17 protein-coding genes and 1 pseudogene are annotated in these 15,639 nt (G+C 66.4%); 10 read left to right on the top strand and 8 right to left on the bottom strand.

All coding sequences use genetic code 11. The features are described 5' to 3' along the window. The first annotated feature begins 722 nt into the window (after positions 1–722). Positions 723–2,003: a polysaccharide biosynthesis/export family protein gene (locus AC0IWM_RS02515; protein ID WP_471752913.1), complete on the top strand. Its 1,281-nt coding sequence runs from the start codon at positions 723–725 to the stop codon at positions 2,001–2,003. 151 nt (positions 2,004–2,154) lie between these two features. Here AC0IWM_RS02515 and AC0IWM_RS02510 read toward each other — a convergent pair whose 3' ends face one another. After that, complete coding sequence (locus tag AC0IWM_RS02510) at positions 2,155–2,295, bottom strand: hypothetical protein (protein ID WP_471752912.1); 141 nt, start codon at positions 2,293–2,295, stop codon at positions 2,155–2,157. 350 nt (positions 2,296–2,645) lie between these two features. Here AC0IWM_RS02510 and AC0IWM_RS02505 point away from each other — a divergent pair, with 350 nt between their 5' ends. Both AC0IWM_RS02505 and AC0IWM_RS02500 read left to right on the top strand, forming a co-directional pair. Beyond that, positions 2,646–2,894, top strand: coding sequence for a hypothetical protein (locus AC0IWM_RS02505; protein ID WP_471752911.1), 249 nt, complete (start codon positions 2,646–2,648; stop codon positions 2,892–2,894). 230 nt (positions 2,895–3,124) lie between these two features. After that, entirely contained in the window at positions 3,125–3,370 is a 246-nt protein-coding gene (locus AC0IWM_RS02500) for a hypothetical protein (RefSeq protein WP_471752910.1), read from the top strand. A 107-nt stretch (positions 3,371–3,477) separates the two neighbouring features. Here the strand turns inward: AC0IWM_RS02500 and AC0IWM_RS02495 are convergent, their stop codons facing one another. Next, positions 3,478–3,669 (bottom strand): hypothetical protein, encoded by a 192-nt coding sequence (locus AC0IWM_RS02495; protein ID WP_471752909.1) that lies wholly within the window; start codon positions 3,667–3,669, stop codon positions 3,478–3,480. An 85-nt stretch (positions 3,670–3,754) separates the two neighbouring features. Next, on the bottom strand, positions 3,755–3,946 hold the full coding sequence (locus AC0IWM_RS02490; protein WP_471752908.1) for a hypothetical protein: 192 nt from the start codon (positions 3,944–3,946) through the stop codon (positions 3,755–3,757). A 649-nt stretch (positions 3,947–4,595) separates the two neighbouring features. On the opposite strand from AC0IWM_RS02490, the gene AC0IWM_RS02485 reads away from it, so the two are divergent. Then, positions 4,596–4,862: a hypothetical protein gene (locus tag AC0IWM_RS02485; RefSeq protein WP_471752907.1), complete on the top strand. Its 267-nt coding sequence runs from the start codon at positions 4,596–4,598 to the stop codon at positions 4,860–4,862. A 398-nt stretch (positions 4,863–5,260) separates the two neighbouring features. On the opposite strand, the gene AC0IWM_RS02480 is transcribed toward AC0IWM_RS02485, so the two are convergent. Both AC0IWM_RS02480 and AC0IWM_RS02475 read right to left on the bottom strand, forming a co-directional pair. After that, a complete protein-coding gene (locus tag AC0IWM_RS02480; protein ID WP_471752906.1) occupies positions 5,261–6,589 on the bottom strand; it encodes an MFS transporter in 1,329 nt (442 codons plus the stop codon). Positions 6,590–6,810: 221 nt separating this feature from the next. Then, entirely contained in the window at positions 6,811–7,368 is a 558-nt protein-coding gene (locus tag AC0IWM_RS02475) for a metallophosphoesterase (RefSeq protein WP_471752905.1), read from the bottom strand. A 257-nt stretch (positions 7,369–7,625) separates the two neighbouring features. Here AC0IWM_RS02475 and AC0IWM_RS02470 point away from each other — a divergent pair, with 257 nt between their 5' ends. Continuing rightward, a complete protein-coding gene (locus AC0IWM_RS02470) occupies positions 7,626–8,078 on the top strand; it encodes a cupredoxin domain-containing protein (protein WP_471752904.1) in 453 nt (150 codons plus the stop codon). 198 nt (positions 8,079–8,276) lie between these two features. Here AC0IWM_RS02470 and AC0IWM_RS02465 read toward each other — a convergent pair whose 3' ends face one another. Next, complete coding sequence (locus tag AC0IWM_RS02465) at positions 8,277–8,555, bottom strand: adenylosuccinate synthase (RefSeq protein WP_471752903.1); 279 nt, start codon at positions 8,553–8,555, stop codon at positions 8,277–8,279. Between the two features lie 442 nt (positions 8,556–8,997). Between AC0IWM_RS02465 and AC0IWM_RS02460 the strand changes: the two genes are divergently transcribed. The 3 genes from AC0IWM_RS02460 to AC0IWM_RS02450 all read left to right on the top strand — a co-directional run bounded on the left by AC0IWM_RS02460 (position 8,998) and on the right by AC0IWM_RS02450 (position 13,139). Further along, the gene (locus AC0IWM_RS02460) at positions 8,998–11,358 is read left to right on the top strand and encodes a bifunctional diguanylate cyclase/phosphodiesterase (RefSeq protein ID WP_471752902.1); all 2,361 of its coding nucleotides are present in this window, start codon (positions 8,998–9,000) and stop codon (positions 11,356–11,358) included. Positions 11,359–11,570: 212 nt separating this feature from the next. Next, a complete protein-coding gene (locus AC0IWM_RS02455; RefSeq protein WP_471752901.1) occupies positions 11,571–12,710 on the top strand; it encodes a diguanylate cyclase domain-containing protein in 1,140 nt (379 codons plus the stop codon). Between the two features lie 117 nt (positions 12,711–12,827). Beyond that, positions 12,828–13,139 (top strand): DUF6894 family protein, encoded by a 312-nt coding sequence (locus AC0IWM_RS02450; protein ID WP_471752900.1) that lies wholly within the window; start codon positions 12,828–12,830, stop codon positions 13,137–13,139. A 780-nt stretch (positions 13,140–13,919) separates the two neighbouring features. Here AC0IWM_RS02450 and AC0IWM_RS02445 read toward each other — a convergent pair. Then, positions 13,920–14,198 (bottom strand): hypothetical protein, encoded by a 279-nt coding sequence (locus AC0IWM_RS02445; RefSeq protein WP_471752899.1) that lies wholly within the window; start codon positions 14,196–14,198, stop codon positions 13,920–13,922. Between the two features lie 202 nt (positions 14,199–14,400). On the opposite strand from AC0IWM_RS02445, the gene AC0IWM_RS02440 reads away from it, so the two are divergent. Next, positions 14,401–14,730, top strand: coding sequence for a hypothetical protein (locus AC0IWM_RS02440; protein WP_471752898.1), 330 nt, complete (start codon positions 14,401–14,403; stop codon positions 14,728–14,730). Positions 14,731–14,788: 58 nt separating this feature from the next. On the opposite strand, the gene AC0IWM_RS02435 is transcribed toward AC0IWM_RS02440, so the two are convergent. Further along, on the bottom strand, positions 14,789–14,980 hold the full coding sequence (locus AC0IWM_RS02435) for a hypothetical protein (protein WP_156653143.1): 192 nt from the start codon (positions 14,978–14,980) through the stop codon (positions 14,789–14,791). Between the two features lie 147 nt (positions 14,981–15,127). Here AC0IWM_RS02435 and AC0IWM_RS02430 point away from each other — a divergent pair. Continuing rightward, positions 15,128–15,533 (top strand): annotated as a pseudogene (locus tag AC0IWM_RS02430) (hypothetical protein); the annotation flags it as partial. Between the last annotated feature and the right edge of the window lie 106 nt (positions 15,534–15,639).

Raw genomic sequence — 15,639 nt, 5'->3', positions numbered from 1 at the left:
AGCCTTCCCGGACGTCGCCACGAATGCAAAGTGCGGTAGGGACAGATCATCGGATGAGATCGGGCGTCGATCGACGAGTGGCCTACGCCGTTCTATTGTGTCGACTACCCCTTTTGGCACCCTGAAAGGCACCGAACGATTACAGCTTCCGGCTCGCAGCCCCTCGGCGTCTTGGAAGACTGGGCACAAATACGCGGCGATGGCTGGAGCGGCTTTACACCGTAGGTCACGTCGCGGGGGCTTGAGCATTCGCGCCTGGACAAGCCGGCGCGACGGGTCCCGAGACTGAAAACGCCACGATGCTACGCCTTTCGGACAGGGCGAGACCGATCGATCGCCCGAAAAGCGGTGGTTCCGCCGCACCGGCTTACGACTATCCTGCGGCCTGCGGGATTTCGTGAGCGAGTCGACATGATGGGCGTAAATCCTGGTGGGCGCAGGTCCAGGCTCTGCCCAGGCCGACGCAGGCGCCGCGAAGGTCTCGATCGCCCTGGCTCTGACGCGCGGCGGACCGGTGTCGGTGGCCGGCCGAAGAGTCTCGGGCCAGCTCCGAAGGGGCGTCCTACGACCGCTCGCGCGACGGTGTTCCCTTGAACGGCTCCTCGCGGGCAGTCCGATGCTCATGGAGACCGTCGTCCCGTAATCGTCGCCGCTGCGCTTCGATGCCTGAGCAAGCGAGAGGTTCCATGCACACTCACTCCCCTTTCCTGCGCGGATGTTTCTTGGCTGCCATCGCGTTCGTGGTGGCGTGTCCCGCGGCAGCGGACGAATATCGCCTCGCGCCGCAGGACAAGATCAGGGTCAAGGCCTTCGAGTGGCGCCCGTCGCGCGATGAAATCTACGAATGGGAATCGCTGAACGACGAGTACAACGTCGGCCCAAGCGGAACGGTCATGCTCCCCCTCGTCGGCCAACTGGAGGCGGATGGGACGACAACCAACGAGCTGTCAGCCAGGATCTCTGAACAACTGAAGCGCAACCTCGGACTGAAGAGTCAGCCCGACGTCTCGGTCGAAATCATCCAATACCGCCCGTTCTACGTCACGGGCCAAGTCATGAAGTCTGGCGACTACCCCTATAGGCCGGGACTCACGGTCCTTCAGGCGGTGGCGATCGCGGGCGGCGTGCTGCAGTCGCGAGACCTCGGACCCCTGCGGCTGGAACGCGAGATGATCACCTCGGAAGGCGACCTGCGCCTTCAGTTCGTCGAGTGGCTGACCTTGTCGATCCGCCGATCGCGCCTGGAGGCCGAGCTCAGCGGCAGCAAGACCTTCCAGCCGCCCGCGTCTCTGGAGCGTTACCGCTCGGACAGCGCCTTCACGACGGCCCTGCGGCAGGAACAGGCGATCTTCTCGGCCCGTCGAGAGGCTTTTGATACGCAGACGGCAGCACTCGTTCAGTTGCGGGCGCATGTCGAAAAGGAGATCGATTCCCTCAAGGAGCAGTTGGTCCTCGAGGACAAGCAGATCTCGCTGATCAAGCGCGAGCTTCAGACCCTGATCACGTTGGTCGACAAGGGCCTCGCCGTCACCTCGCGCCAGCTCGCGATGGAACGCTCCGTCGCCCAGAGTGAGAGCGACAAGATCAAGTTGAGCGTCAGCCTCATGAAAGGTTTCCAGGAAATCTCGAGGACCGAGATCGGATTGCTGGAGTTGCGCAACAAGCGGGCCGGCGACGTGACGACGGAGCTTCGGGAAGTTCAAGGCAAGATCGACACGGTCACGGCGAAGTATGCGACGACGCAGCGGCTGCTGAGCGAGTCCGAGTTGTCCGCCCCGTTGCTGCTGCAGCGGAGCCGAACCCGACCGGTCCAGAACTACATGATCACACGACGGACGCCGTCCGGGGGGGAGACGGTGCCGGCCATCGATACGGACATTCTCCTGCCCGGCGATACCTTGACCGTGGAACTCAAGCTGCCCGACTACAACCCGCAACTGCGTCACGAGGCAGCCATCCTGCCACCCGCGGCAGAGGCATCCGGCCCCACGCTCGCACGCTGAAGGTTGGTTCGAGAAATGGTTCGGGGCGCAATGCGTGTGCGGCCATCACGTCTGCCGCGGTCGGATCGCTCCGCCTGCGGTGCGGGACTCGGATATCCTCAACCTCGGGGCACATGGATCGAGGCGCAGGGACGGGGTCCCGTGCCGGTGTTCAGATCATCCTGAGGCAGAGCGCCACGACCAGGCTGATGATGGTCCAGAGAGCGGCGCTCAGGACCAGGGTGATCGGTGCGATGTGCCAGACATGCGCGTCGGAGACCCAACGTCCGCCTGCATCCTCCCGTGCTGCCATGATGTCGTCCATAGACAGTCCCCCGTGACGGACCGGCCTGCATTTGCCCGCGCCAGAACGATCATGGAATACGGTTGACGAACCGTTAACGTCCGATCCGGGCTCGATGGACCGGAATGCGTCCGGTCCGCTGACCGGGACGGCGACCGATGCCCCGCCATGGATCGGATCGACGGCGGTTTCGCGACAGAACGCGGATGCGGCGTCGGCGACGCGTGGCGCCGGATATGCCGCGCTCCGTTCCGATCGGCATGCGTCTCACGCAGTGCCCGACCCTGTACCGGCAGGGATCATTCGGTGACACGGCGAGGTTGACCTTCGCCGCATCTGCCCGCGGCGAGGAGTGTGCCGTGTACAATCCCTTTCTCTCGACGATGATGCTCGCCCTTGAGTCTCAGAAGGTCGTCGAGCTTCGGCTCGTGCGCCTGGCATGGGGCGGCCGCGAGGGCTGGGACGAGATGCAGTCCATGGTGGCCGAGAAGATCGAAGCCGCGATGGAGGCGGCCGGAACCCTGATGATGGGCGGTTCGCCCGAGACCGTCATCGCCCGCTACCGCGAACATGTGGCTGCCAACACCAAGCGCCTGACCGTGGCCTGAGCGGCCCCTGACCGCCCTCGCGACGGCACCCGGCGATCCCACGGCACGCGGGCCGCCACCTCCGGTAGGAGAGACACCGGACATCGCGCCGACCGATCCGGACCGTGCCGACCTTCGTTCGCGCGACGACGGCCTGCGTCAACGAAGCCCCGAACTCTCGACACGGCGAGGGCGGTTATCGCAAGGCTGGGGGCTTCCACCGGAGAATGCCCCGAAAACAGGGGTGTGCGATGACCCGGCACGATGACCTGAGAGCGGATGCGGCCTTCTGCAAGGCGGTGCAGGCGACGCGCGGCGTCGCGAGCGTCATGTACGGCACGGAGATGTCGAAGGAGGAAGCCGAGATGCTCGTCAGCGTTGCGCTGACGACCTTCGCCAATGCGGGTGGCCTCAGCGAAGCGAGCCTGGGCCGCCTCGCACGCTTCGCACCCGCCGAGAGCGAGGCCGAGCCACGGTCGGTCGCGCGACCGAACTAGCTTGTCCGCCCGGCGGCCCCTCGCTCAGAGAGCCGGAAGGCCTCGAGGTGCACTGTTTCGCCAGGCCATTGCGCCCCGGTGGTCCCGGGCAGCGCTGTCGTCACGGCTCAGTCCGATGACCGTACGAAGCAGGCATCGAACTCGTCGGGCTCATAGGCCCGCCCCGTGATGTCGCTGATGCTGACCGCATGCAGTCCGCTCGCTTCCAGGTCCCGCGCCATCTGCAAGGCGTCGTCGGGGGACGACCGCTGAAAGGATACTTCGCTGTCGTTCTGTCGGCCTGTGACGATCAGCTGCATGGAAACTCCTTCGCCTTCGATGTCGGCCCGTGCCTGGCACGCTTGAGCAGCCGGTAATAGCTCACCGCGTATGGCTAACGTATCGTTAACACGAGTCCGTTCGTCCCGCCCGCAGGCTCGCGACCTCGTAGCGCAGCGCGTCGATCTCCGCCTGGAGCGCTCCGGCATCCACGGCCATCTCGATGCATTGCTCCTGCGCTTCGGCCAGCTGCAGGCGCAACTCCGTGTTCTCGACCATGAGCTCGAGCACCCGAGCCGCCACCGCTTCGCAATCCATCGAGCCTCGGCTTCAGACCTGCCCCGGCCGATCCCGGCCGGGTGGCACCGCGCGGAGAACCGCTCCTTGATGCGTCCGCATCCTCAGGCACGCAACGCCTCCGGCAAGCGCCGGTTCACCGCGATGCGAGCGGGACGAGCACCAGGCGCGCGTGCCGAGGCCGGCGTGCTCGACGTCAAGCCCATCGATCGGGCGGGTGCGTAAGCCACTCCGAGGGAGGCCCCCTCCTCCGCGATGAGCCGGCGGACCGCCGACATCGGGCGGACCCCATATCGTACCGGCCGATCGGCCCTCATGGAATGTCGCGCCCTCACCCATGCTCGGCATATCGCGACGATTGTCCCGCTCCGCGCATGGCCACGCCACGGCAAGCCGGCGCAGCCTCGGTCAGGCGAAACAGATCGATCGCGGCCCGGCCCATCGACGCCGCAGAGGCTGGTATATCTGCTTTGGGCGCAAAGCTTTAGGGGATGAAATTCAGAACACTCGTCGAAGACTTCGGCAATGGATCATCGTGTTCGGGCTCAATCCGGCTCATCATGTGTTCATCGACACGTCAAAGATGAAATTCATACCCCATCTTAAAGTCATACAGAAATAAATGAACCAAAATATTTGGTTCGTACTGCGAAGGAGCTTGTCAGCTAAAATGAAGACCCGTATCGCCGCTCTCGCCACCGCACTCGTCCTTGGCTTTGCTCCGATCTCGTCCGCGATGGCCTATGACAGCCCCTCCCGCTACACCGTGTTCTCACCCTACGACGTCGAAACCACCGGATCGATCGAGATGCGCAGCACCGCACCCCTTCGGAATCCCAATAGCTGTCCGATGAGCTCGGCCGCCGAGGGCAACGCCAACCAGCAGAACTTTCCGGTCCAGCAATACGGCCAGACCTCCGGCGGAAACCGCTGCTGATCGAGGAGAAAAGGTAACCCGATGCTCTTGAAAGCCTTCTCCTACGCCATGATCGGTGCCTTCGCCGGCGGCTTCGCTTTCACCATCGCGGGGTCGGCCAACGCGTTCCTGAGCCTGTAAATCCCGTTCGAACGGATTGCCCTCGTGGATCCGCCCGGCCCCGGCCGCGGCGGGTCCCGCGCCGTTGCGACCTCAGACGCGACGAAGGGGCGCCCCGGCCCAAACCCATCCGTCCGGGTCCCTGTCGCCGCGGACGCCCACGAGCAGAAACCTCGGGCGCTCGCCCAGGCGATCGCAGCTCATGCGGTATCGCTACGGCCTTGGCGTCATCGCGGGTGTCGCCGACGCGATCCAGCCCGGTCGGGCTGCGATGCTCTCGGAATCGCTCGACCTGCCCGTCACGGCCGGCCTGGATACCGTCTCGCCTCCGCCCCGAGATCCCGGCCACGGGTCTCGGGCATGAGCAGTGCCGCGACCGTGCCCACGATGCTGAAGGCCACGAGGTAGTAGGCCGGGGCCAGCTTATCGCCCGACAGGGCGATGAGCTTGTTCACGACGTAGTTCGTGCTGCCGCCGAAGACCGAGACCGAGAAGGCGTAGACGATGGAGAGTCCGGCGCTGCGCACCGCCCGCGGCAGCGATTCGGGGATCGCCACGATGATCGCCGCCGCGTTGATGGAGGACAGGGCCGACAGCAGGAAGGTCACGGCATAGACCGAAGGGCCGGTCGGCTCGCGCACGAGCCAGGCGAAGGCGGGCACGGTCAGAACCACGATGAGGGCACGGGGCCAGATCATCACCGCACGCCGGCCGAACCGGTCGGCGAGCCAGCCGCCGAGGAGCGGGAAGGCGATGGAGGCGAGGCCGAGGGCGATCGGCACGGCGGTGGAGATCGTCTCGGTGAGCCCGAGGGTGGCCTGGGCGTAGACCGGCATGTTGGTGCCCACGGCGTTCGAGACGGTGGAGGCCGCGATGATGAGGAAGGTCAGGAGCAGCATCCGGCCGTGCTCGCGCACCAGGCGCCGGACCACCGCGAGGGTCGAGTCCGCCGCGGCCGGGTCGGCCCGTTCCCCCGCGGTCTCTGGCAGGTGGCTGCGGATGATCAGGCCGACGGGGACGACGCCGATGCCGAGCGCGAACATCACCCGCCAGCCCCAGTTCGCCATCGCGTCATCGCCGACCGCGTAGGTCAGGGCCGAGGCGACGAGGCCGGCGATCAGCGCGGCGCAGCCCTGGCTGGCGATCTGCCAGCTCGCCACGAAGCCGCGGTGCTTCGGGGGGGCGGCCTCGAGCAGGTAGGCGGTCGAGGGGCCGACCTCGCCCCCGAGGGCGAGTCCCTGGATGAGCCGGCCCACGATGACGATGACCTGCGACCAGCCCCCCAGGGTGGCGTAGCCAGGGGCAGCCGCCAGCATCACCATGCCGATGGCCATCAGCGCGATGGTGATCAGCATGGCGGGCTTGCGCCCGGCCCGGTCCGCGAAGGCTCCGATGAGGACGCCACCGATAGGCCGCATGACGTAACCGATGCCGAACAGGGCGAGGGAGGCGAGCAGGCTGTCGGTGGCGTTCTGTGCGGGAAAGAACGCCTCGCCGATGGGCTTGGCGAAGAAGGCGTAGATCGTGAAGTCGTAGAACTCGAGGGCGTTGCCGAGCACCACGGCGGCAACCGCCTTGCGTTCGAGGCGCGGCGCGCCCTCGGTCGTCTCGTCCGTGTGCATCGTCATGTCCTCGTGTTCAGAGGGGCGGGTGTCTCAAAGTCGCCCTGCTGGACGGGTCGCATCGCTCTCTTCCGAGGCTCGTTCCAGGGGGCCGTTCCCGCGCGCGAACCACGCGTCTGCCTCGTGCCGCCGCTCGCATGAACGGGAGCCAACGGGCACCGGCGATCGACACTTCCCTCGCGAAGCCGTGAGCGCCCGAAGCTTCCAGGCACGCCCGCTCCGACGGCTCAGCGCATGCCCCGCGCCGCCATCTCCTCGGGCGCCTGCCCGGCCGCCTCCTGGCGGGCGAGGAGCGTCGCCAAGTCGACCGGGCGGTAGTCGCACGCATCCGCGCCGACGTCGCAGGACCGAGTGGTGTCCGGCAGGCAGGCGTGGGTGTGCCCGTACAGGTGGCGGGTCTCGCGCCAGAAACCCGGCCAGGACCGGTGCGGGTAGTGCGAGAGGAAGAGCCGCCAGGCGCGCCCCTCGCGATCCGGCACCGTGATGCGGACACTTTCCACGGGCGGGTCCGTCCAGGGCAATTCCAGCACACGGTTGGTATCGTGGTTGCCGCGCACGAGGCGTTTGATGCCGTTGAGCCGCGCGAAGACCGCAGCGCAATGCGCGCGGCTGGCGCCGGCCGCGAAGTCGCCGAGGTGCCAGACCTCGTCGCCCACACCGACGACCGCGTTCCAGCGTGCGATCAGGGCCTCGTCGTGACGCTCCACCGCTCCGAACGCCTGGCGCCGCCGCTGGACGAGGGGGGCATCCCCGAAATGTGTGTCCGCCGTGAAGAACGTTGCCATGCAGCCTTCGGCGTCGACGCCTCTGCGAAGGGCGGATGTCGCCCGTCGTGGTGCCGCTCTCCGAGATGGCACGGCGCCCGCGCCCCTCAAGCGGACGCAATGTCGCTTACCCCTTGCCGACACATGCGATGGGTCGGAGCTTGCGATGAACCGGCCGCGCACCGGACCGCCGTTGCGGCCACCCGCCGCGTGCCGGAACTCTGACCCGCCGCAGCCCCTTCCCAGACTGTCAACTCAGATCTGTCGAGGTCAAACCCATGCGATATGCAGTGCTCGGACTCGGTGCGCTGGCCGCCACTTCATTCGCGAGCGCGGCCCTTGCCCAGAGCAAGCCGCTGCCGCCGGCCTCGAGTGAGGTGATGCCACCCGTCGAACTCACGATCACGATGGACGGCGACAAACCCGTCTGTGCGCCGGCGGAACTGAAGCTTCCGGCCAACACGAACGTGGAGCTTCACGTCGTGAGTCAGGCTGCCGAGCCCATCACCATCACAGCGCCGGGACAGTTCGAGAACGCCAACGTGCTGCATGCCGACGGCGACCTCGTCCACGTGGCGAGCGAGAAAGGATACCTGGTCAAGCAGAACGGCAAGGGCGTCCTGCGCATCCGGACCATGAAGGCGGGCGAGGAAACCTACGCCTGCACGAGCACCCGCAATCGCAAGGCCCCGTTCGAGGGCAAGCTCGTGCTGACCCCACCCGCAGGTTAGACCCGTTCGGGCTCAGAGGACCGGGACGGATCCGCTTTGCTGCCCATCTGCGAGCCACTCCCTTCGCGGAGTCCGTCACCATCACCGTGATGGGAGCCCTGGCGTCGGAGCCGACGCCAGGGCGGGTCGGGTCGGGTCGGCGGGCGATCACGGAATCCATGACACTGCGTTGAGGTTCGGCCGAAATGGCCGTTCCTTTCAGTCGTCCGCCCCGATCTCGAACGCCATGCCCCGGCCCGGGCCCTGATCGGCATAGGCGACGAGGACGTAGCCGCGCTCGGCCAGCGCCGCGTCGAGACTGTCCCGATGCTTGCGGAACGTCTGACCGATCGCCAGCGGCGTCAGGCGCGGATTGCTTTGTCGAAGCGCGTCGACGCCGATGTTCAGCGGCGCACCTTCGCGATCGGTGATCCTGATCAGGGCGGACGCCAAGTCGGCGGCTTTCGTCTCAGCCGCGGATTTCGTCTTGAATGCCATCCTTGAGCCTCACTCTCACGCCGGCCGTAGCGTCGGGCCGACGGAACCGGGTACGGAGTGCCGCGCTGCACGGCCGAAATCCTTGCATGTTCTTTTTTTGTTCTAACCGTTACCGAGGATCGATGCACGGACGAATCGCGGATCGACCTGCACCGGATTCGAACGGCCAGCGTCGGGCGCTGTGATGCCCGACCTGAGGACCTTCGCGGCCGCATCGACACGCGGGAATCCCCAGGCCCGAAGCTCGGCACATCAAGAGGCTCGAACGCCCTCACCGGACAACCAAGCCACTTTCTCGTGTTCACAAAGTCGTGCGCGCTCGATAGTCTTTTGATCTATGATAAAAATCCAGCGCGGACCCAGTCGTTTGATAGACGAAATAAGGCCTCGTTCACCGAAGCTCTTGACGGAGACTCAAGGTCTTTCGCGCTAGATCTGGCGCATGATGCTCACCCTCGCAACATTTCTGGACAGTCAGGCAGTCATCTCTGTCCTGGCCGCAGCGACGATCTGCACCCTCAGTGCTTGGCTGACGGTGCACCTCCTGCGGAAGGCGGAGACCGCCCCCCCGGCACGGCGCGCCCCGTGGCTGGTCGGCACGGCCCTCGCAGCGGGGCTTGGCGTCTGGACGACGCATTTCATGGGAATGCTCGGGTACCGGAGCGACCTCGTCCTGAGCTATCATTACGGGACGACGGTCGCGTCCGCGCTGATCGCCGTCCTCGCGGTCGGCCTGCCCCTCGCCCTCTCCGTCCTGCCGGCGAGCCGCCCGTGCCGCGGACTCTTCGGCGCGGTGTCGGGCCTCGGCATCGGCGCGATGCACATCACCGGCATGTCCGCCCTGGAGGGCTGCACGCAGAGCCAGTCGGCCACGGCGAACATCCTGGCCTACCTGCTCGGAGCGGTGGTGATGGCCGTCGCGAGCCTGCTTCCGGCCCGGCGTCCATTCGGTGCGGTCGCCTGTGCGCTCATCGTCCTGGCCGTGTGCGGAACCCACTTCACCTCCCTCGCCGGCACGATCGTGGAGGGGCAGCGTGTCGGCGGCCTCGGTTCGAACATCCAGGTGGCACTGGGCATCCTGACCGCGAGCGGCGCGGCGATCCTGATCACCGGCGCCTTCGTCGCATTGGCCGCGACGCAGCGCTTCGAGGCACGGGAACAGGCGCATCTGAACGTCCTGGCGACGGCGCTCCAGAACATGTCCAACGGCATCCTGAAGATTTCGTCCGGCGGAAGGATCGAGCTCTACAACCAGCGCCTCGTCGGCATGCTCGGCCTGACGCCGGACAGCCTTCGCCCCGGGATGCGGCTCGATGATTTCCTCAAGGCCACCGGTGAGGTCAACGGTTGGGACGTCGATCGCATCGGGCGCGTGATCGACAATCACTGGCTCTGGATGGGCAAGGGCGAGGAGACCCGCGTCGAACACCGGTTCGACGACGGCCGCATCCTGTCGATCGCCTGTCAGCCCGTCGCCGACGGCGCCGTCCTGACCTATGACGACGTGACCCGGGACCGGCTCGCCCAGGAGGAGATCTCGCAGCTCGCCTATCACGACCCGCTGACCGGCCTGTGCAACAGGCGCGCGCTCAACGAGCGAATGCTCGCCGATCACCACGATGCCGCACGATCCACTCTCCTGCTGATCGACCTCGACCGTTTCAAGTTCGTCAACGACACCTTCGGGCATGCTGTCGGGGATCAGCTTCTCGTGGCAGTCGCGACCCGGCTTCGCGCCGTGATCGGCGCGGATGGGTTCATCGCGCGGCACGGCGGCGACGAGCTGGCGATCCTGACCCCGCGCGATGCCGGATCGGCCAAGACCCTGGCGGACCGGATCGTGGCGGAGATCGAGAAGCCGTACGCGCTCGAGAGCGTGACGGTGGTCATCGGCTGCAGCATCGGCGTGTGCAGCCTCGACGACGGCACCAGCCCGAACGACCTGATGCAGCGCGCCGACATCGCGCTCTACGAGGCCAAACGCCGTGGCCGTGGGCTGGCCGTCAGCTACCGGCCCGGCATGATCGAGGCCATCGCCGAGCGCGGACATCTCGAGAACGATCTGCGCGGGGCGCTCGCCCAGGGACAGCTCCACCTCGTCTACCAGCCGATCATGTCCCTCGCGAGCGACCGGATCGTGTCGTGCGAGGCCCTGATCCGGTGGAACCACCCGCATCGGGGACTGGTCTCGCCGGACGAGTTCATCCCCCTCGCCGAGGAGAATGGTCTCATCGTCCGGATCGGAAGGTGGGTGCTGGAGCAGGCTTGCCGCGAGGCGGCGAACTGGCCGGCCGAGCGGCACCTGGCCGTGAACGTCTCCGCGGTGCAGCTCCGGTCGCCCCTACTGCTCTCGCACGTCGCCGAAGCCCTGGCCTGCAGCGGGCTGCCGGCGGGGCGCCTCGAACTCGAATTGACGGAGACGGCGCTCGTCGAGGACGGGCCGCAGATCGCCCACACCCTGGACGCCCTCCGCGGACTCGGCATCAAGATCGCGATGGACGATTTCGGGACGGGCTATTCCTCCCTGGCCCACCTGCGCGATCTCCCCCTCGATCGAATCAAGATCGATCGCAGCTTCGTCGCCGCGGCCCTGCACGACCGCCAGTCCCTGGCGGTCATCAAGGCCGTGACCCAGATGGGCCGGGACATGAACATTCCGACGCTGGCCGAGGGCGTCGAGAACCGCGAGCAACTCAATCTCCTGCGCGCGATCGGATGCGACGCGGTCCAGGGCTACCTGATCGGGCGCCCTGCCCGTCTCCTGGAGGGCGCTTTTCCAGAGGTGGGCAGTCAGGCCGCCTAGCCGCGTCGGCGACCGCATCGATCCGGCCCGGCGAAGGCCGTCCGGCTCGCGAGCGAAAGCACTCCGAGTGCTCCCAGGACGCGGCGCGAGACGCGTGGTGGTGTGAATGTTAACCCAATCCGGGCGATCGGTCGGGACGAGGCAGGTGCCCGGCATCCTCCAGATCGTCAGGCGCCACGGGGGCCGTTCATCCACGGGTTCCAGGTGGTTCGATGCAGAACGATTCACGGCTGTTCAGCCTTCCCCGCTGGCGCGTGACGCGGTGGCTGACCGATGCCGGCCGCGACGTGCCGGAAGAGATCCGCACCGCCCTGATCGCGAGCCTGTTCGGCACGCTACCGATCTTTGCCGGAGGCGTCCTGAATACCCTCTCGGTCTCGACGCTCCTCGCCTACCGAATCCCGCACCCCTCCTTCCTGTTCTGGTGCGCACTGGAATTCAGCATCTGCCTCGCCCGCCTCTTGGTGCTGGTGATCGCGCAGCGCGCCGCCGTCGCCCGGCGCAGGACCCCGACGGACCTCTACATCCTGCTCGGCCTCGCCTGGGCCGCGAGCGTCGGCTACGGGACCTTCATAAGCCTGGCCAGCGGCGACTGGGTCGCGGCGACCCTGGCGTGCCTCTCGGCGGCAGCGATGGTCGGGGGGATCTCGTTCCGCAATTTCGGAGCCCCGCGGCTGGCGGGCGCGATGATCGTCCTGACCCTCGGCTCCTGCTGCCTGGCCGCGCCCTTCACCGGAGAGCCGCTCCTCCTCATCACGTTCCTGCAGATCCCGTTCTATCTCGCCAGCATGAGCGCCGCCGGGTTTCGCCTCAACCGGATGCTGGTCGCCACCATGCAGGCCGAGCGCGACCAGGCGTTCCGGGCCCAGCACGACAGCCTGACCGGCCTGCTGAACAGGGCCGGCCTGGCCGAAGCGATCGCCGCACGACGCGATGGTCTCGCCGCTCTGCTCTACCTCGACCTCGACGGCTTCAAGGCCATCAACGACACCCATGGCCACGGTACGGGCGACCAGTTGCTTCAGGCCGTCGCGGAACGCCTCCGGGAAGGCGCGCGCCCTCGGGACGTCGTCGCGCGCATCGGAGGCGACGAGTTCGTCGTCCTCACCGACATCCTGGCCCCCGCTGCCCTGATCGCCTTCAGCGAACGAATCGTCTCACAGATCTGCGATCCCTTCACGCTGAGCCCCGATCGGACCGTGACGGTCGGCGTCAGCATCGGCATCGCGCTGGCCCCCGAGCACGGCACCGATCTGACGAGCCTGCTCTCGGCCGCCGACCAGGCCCTCTACGCGGCAAAGGGGAGCGGCAAGAGCTGCAGCGCCCTCGCGGCGATCGACCAGGCGGCCTGATCCGACGGAGGCGGAAGGCAGGGTGACAGCCGGCCGGATTGGCGCGACACTCGCACCGTGAGGCCAGGGCGACCAACAGCCCGAGCGCCTCGGGAGGGGGCAGGGGCGGAGCGCGCCATGCCGACATATTTCTTCGACGTACAATCCCGGTCCGGTCTCGTGTGCTTGGACTATCAGGGACTGGACTGCACCGATGATGAGGCGGCACTGACGCTGGCCCGTCACGGAGCCGGGTTCACCTCGCACGGGGATTGCAGCCGCAATCCGCAGCTGACCAGTTATCGGTTCTCGGTGGCCGATGCCGAGCATCGGCATCTGTTCACGGTGCCGTTCACCGATCTGTTGCCGGACGAGGATGGACCGCCGCCGTCTCGGAGACGTCGGCCACGCTCTCCCAAGCATCGGCCGTCCGCCAGCCGGCCCGCGTGAGAGGCAGGGGGCATCCCGAAGTCCCCGACGAGTTCAAGGCGGGGCCTGCAACGGCGTACCGAACTGAGGAGGCGAGGCCGTGGATCGATTGTTACGGCAGCAACGCATTGGCCTTGCCCTTGCAGTTCCCTGCTTGCTGCTGGCTATCGCGCTCGCGGGGCAAGCCGTCTGGGAGGCCCGACCGCTTCCTGCCTGTCTGGGGGGAGGTCTGGACCCGCTTCATCCGGCTCAGAAGTGTCGACGCATGACGATGCTGGGTGGCGTTCCCATGAGTTCGGACGCTGCGGGGTCGCCTCTCAAGTTGGTTGAGCATGGCAGCGTCTCCGGAATGCCCGATCTCCGACCCGCCGGAATGGCCACGCTCGCGGCTCTGATCCTCTACCTCACCGGTTGGGGTGCGGGCCGCCTCTGGGGGCGTCGGGTCCGACTGACAACACGGTGATGGACGCGGCCACACGACAGCGCGTCATCTCGCTCACGTGTCCGCCAGCGGAATGGCTGACCAGGCCGTGCTCGTCTCGCTCTCGGCGCCTTCGGCGCAGCCGCACTGGTTGCGGCCGCGTACCCGAAGGTGGCGCGCTTCGTCAGGCGGCTGGATCTTCGGTGACGTCGGCAGGCTCCGTCGCATTCCTGTAAGCGCACCGGCAGGAAACGGGAGCTTCCCGGTCGTTCGATCGCATGCATTGCAGCCCGGCGCTCGATAGGCATCGTGGGACGACAGGGACGCCTGCGTGCGATTTCCGACTGATCCGCACGTATTCTCAATGCGCACGCCGGTTCCTATGAGATGGCCGCCCCGGCCTTTCCGAGCCCGACCCGGTCACCCGCAGCGTTCACGCGGCCGTGCCGCATGATCTGCGCCTGCAGATCTCTGATGGTTTGGATTGCATGCGCCCGCGCCGTTTCGATGGCTCGCTTGGAACGTCCGTCATAAGGTCCGGTCTTATCGCGATCGATCAGTCGCGCAGCACTCTCCAGCCGTTCGAGCACGGCTCGGCGGGCCTCCCAGATGCCTCGGTCCTGTTCGAGGAATCGGAGGGCTCCATCGACCACGCGCATGACGTCATCCACGAATCCAGGAGTCTTACTCTCAGGAACACCGACATGTTCGCACGCTGCCGACAGCGCGCGATCAATGTCCGAACAAAGCTGTGTCGGCACTCTGATGCCCTCTTGGCCGCTTCGCAGTGTAAGATTGAGACCTGGCGTGTAAAGCCATGAGCCCCTTCACCGACTGGTAATTACCCTGGTCGATCCTCTCATGGAAATGACGACTTCCGACCTGTTTCGCATTCTTGCCGCGGTCTTCGCGTTCGGCGGGATCATCACGATGATGATTCAGCCCGAGCCCTCCTGGAAAGGCATCTCGAGCGGACTCTTCGGCCTGACGATGTTCGTCGGCTTGTCGGCGATCGCTTGGGTGCGACCGACAGCCCGCGGAAAGACGAAAAACTACAAAGTTCCGAATGATGACTTGAAGCCTGTCCTGCCGGCCCCAACAAGGCCGCGCGAACTTCTGCCTTCGCAGCTACCTGAGCTCAAAACGCACATCAATCGCCGTAGATGGCGCGGAAAGTACCGAACCGAGTAGGTGTACTCGTTGCACTCCGACCGGCTTCCACGTTGCAGCCGGCGCCTGCTGAAGCACGTCAGTCCCACTCGATCTCCAAGGATCGCTCGAAGGCAGCGTCCCCGAGTTCCTTGCCCTTGTGGTCGATGACCACGACGTCCCGGAAGCCCCGGCGCCGGAGCTCCCACGTCTTCTCCATCGCCTGCTCATCCGTACCGCAGGCAAAGGTCATGGTCCTGCCGCTCGGATCGATCCCCTTCACTGTCAACACGACATGCCCTCCATTTTCGATCTCGATGTAGGGTTGGTGGGTCAAAGATCGTACCCCCGGCCGGATTGCAGGCGAGCAAGCCGGGTCGGACCTGATCCTTGAACGAAGGCTTGGCCCTCGGGGCACGAAGCATGGCCTTTTGCGGCCATGCCCATCCGGCGCGCGCACCGCTTCGTCTATCCCATCGAAGGGCTCCAACTCTCGGCCGTCATCCGCTTCACGCGCGCAGGTGGCAGGTGCGAGGTCTGCGCTCGGCCGCACGGGCAAACCCTCCACCACCGCGGCGATGGCCGCTGGTGGGACGGAGAGATGGGGTCGGGCGCTTCGTCTGCCTCGCGGTCGGGGCAGACGACGTGCGCGGGACCGTCCGAGCGACCCGCGTGGTCCTCGCCACCGCCCATCGCGATCCTGACACGGCGAACAACGCGGACGAGTACCGCGCGGCCTCCGGCAGCTCTGCCACACCCACCACGATCGGCCCGAACATCGGTGCCGACGCTGGTATACCTTGTTCAGACGCAAGGCTTTAGGCGATCTCTTCCGCGGCCCGCACCAGAATAGCCAAAGATCGGATGTGCTGCGCTCGGCCTTGATCCCGCGCAGCACGTGTCCTCCGACACGTCGAGACGGGAAAGCGCTCCCCATTTGAGTTTCAGGCA

The sequence above is a fragment of the Methylobacterium sp. AC433 genome, assembly GCF_979253015.1.
The sequence above is the reverse complement of the archived record's forward strand: the minus strand, read 5'-3'. Positions and strand labels throughout refer to the sequence as shown.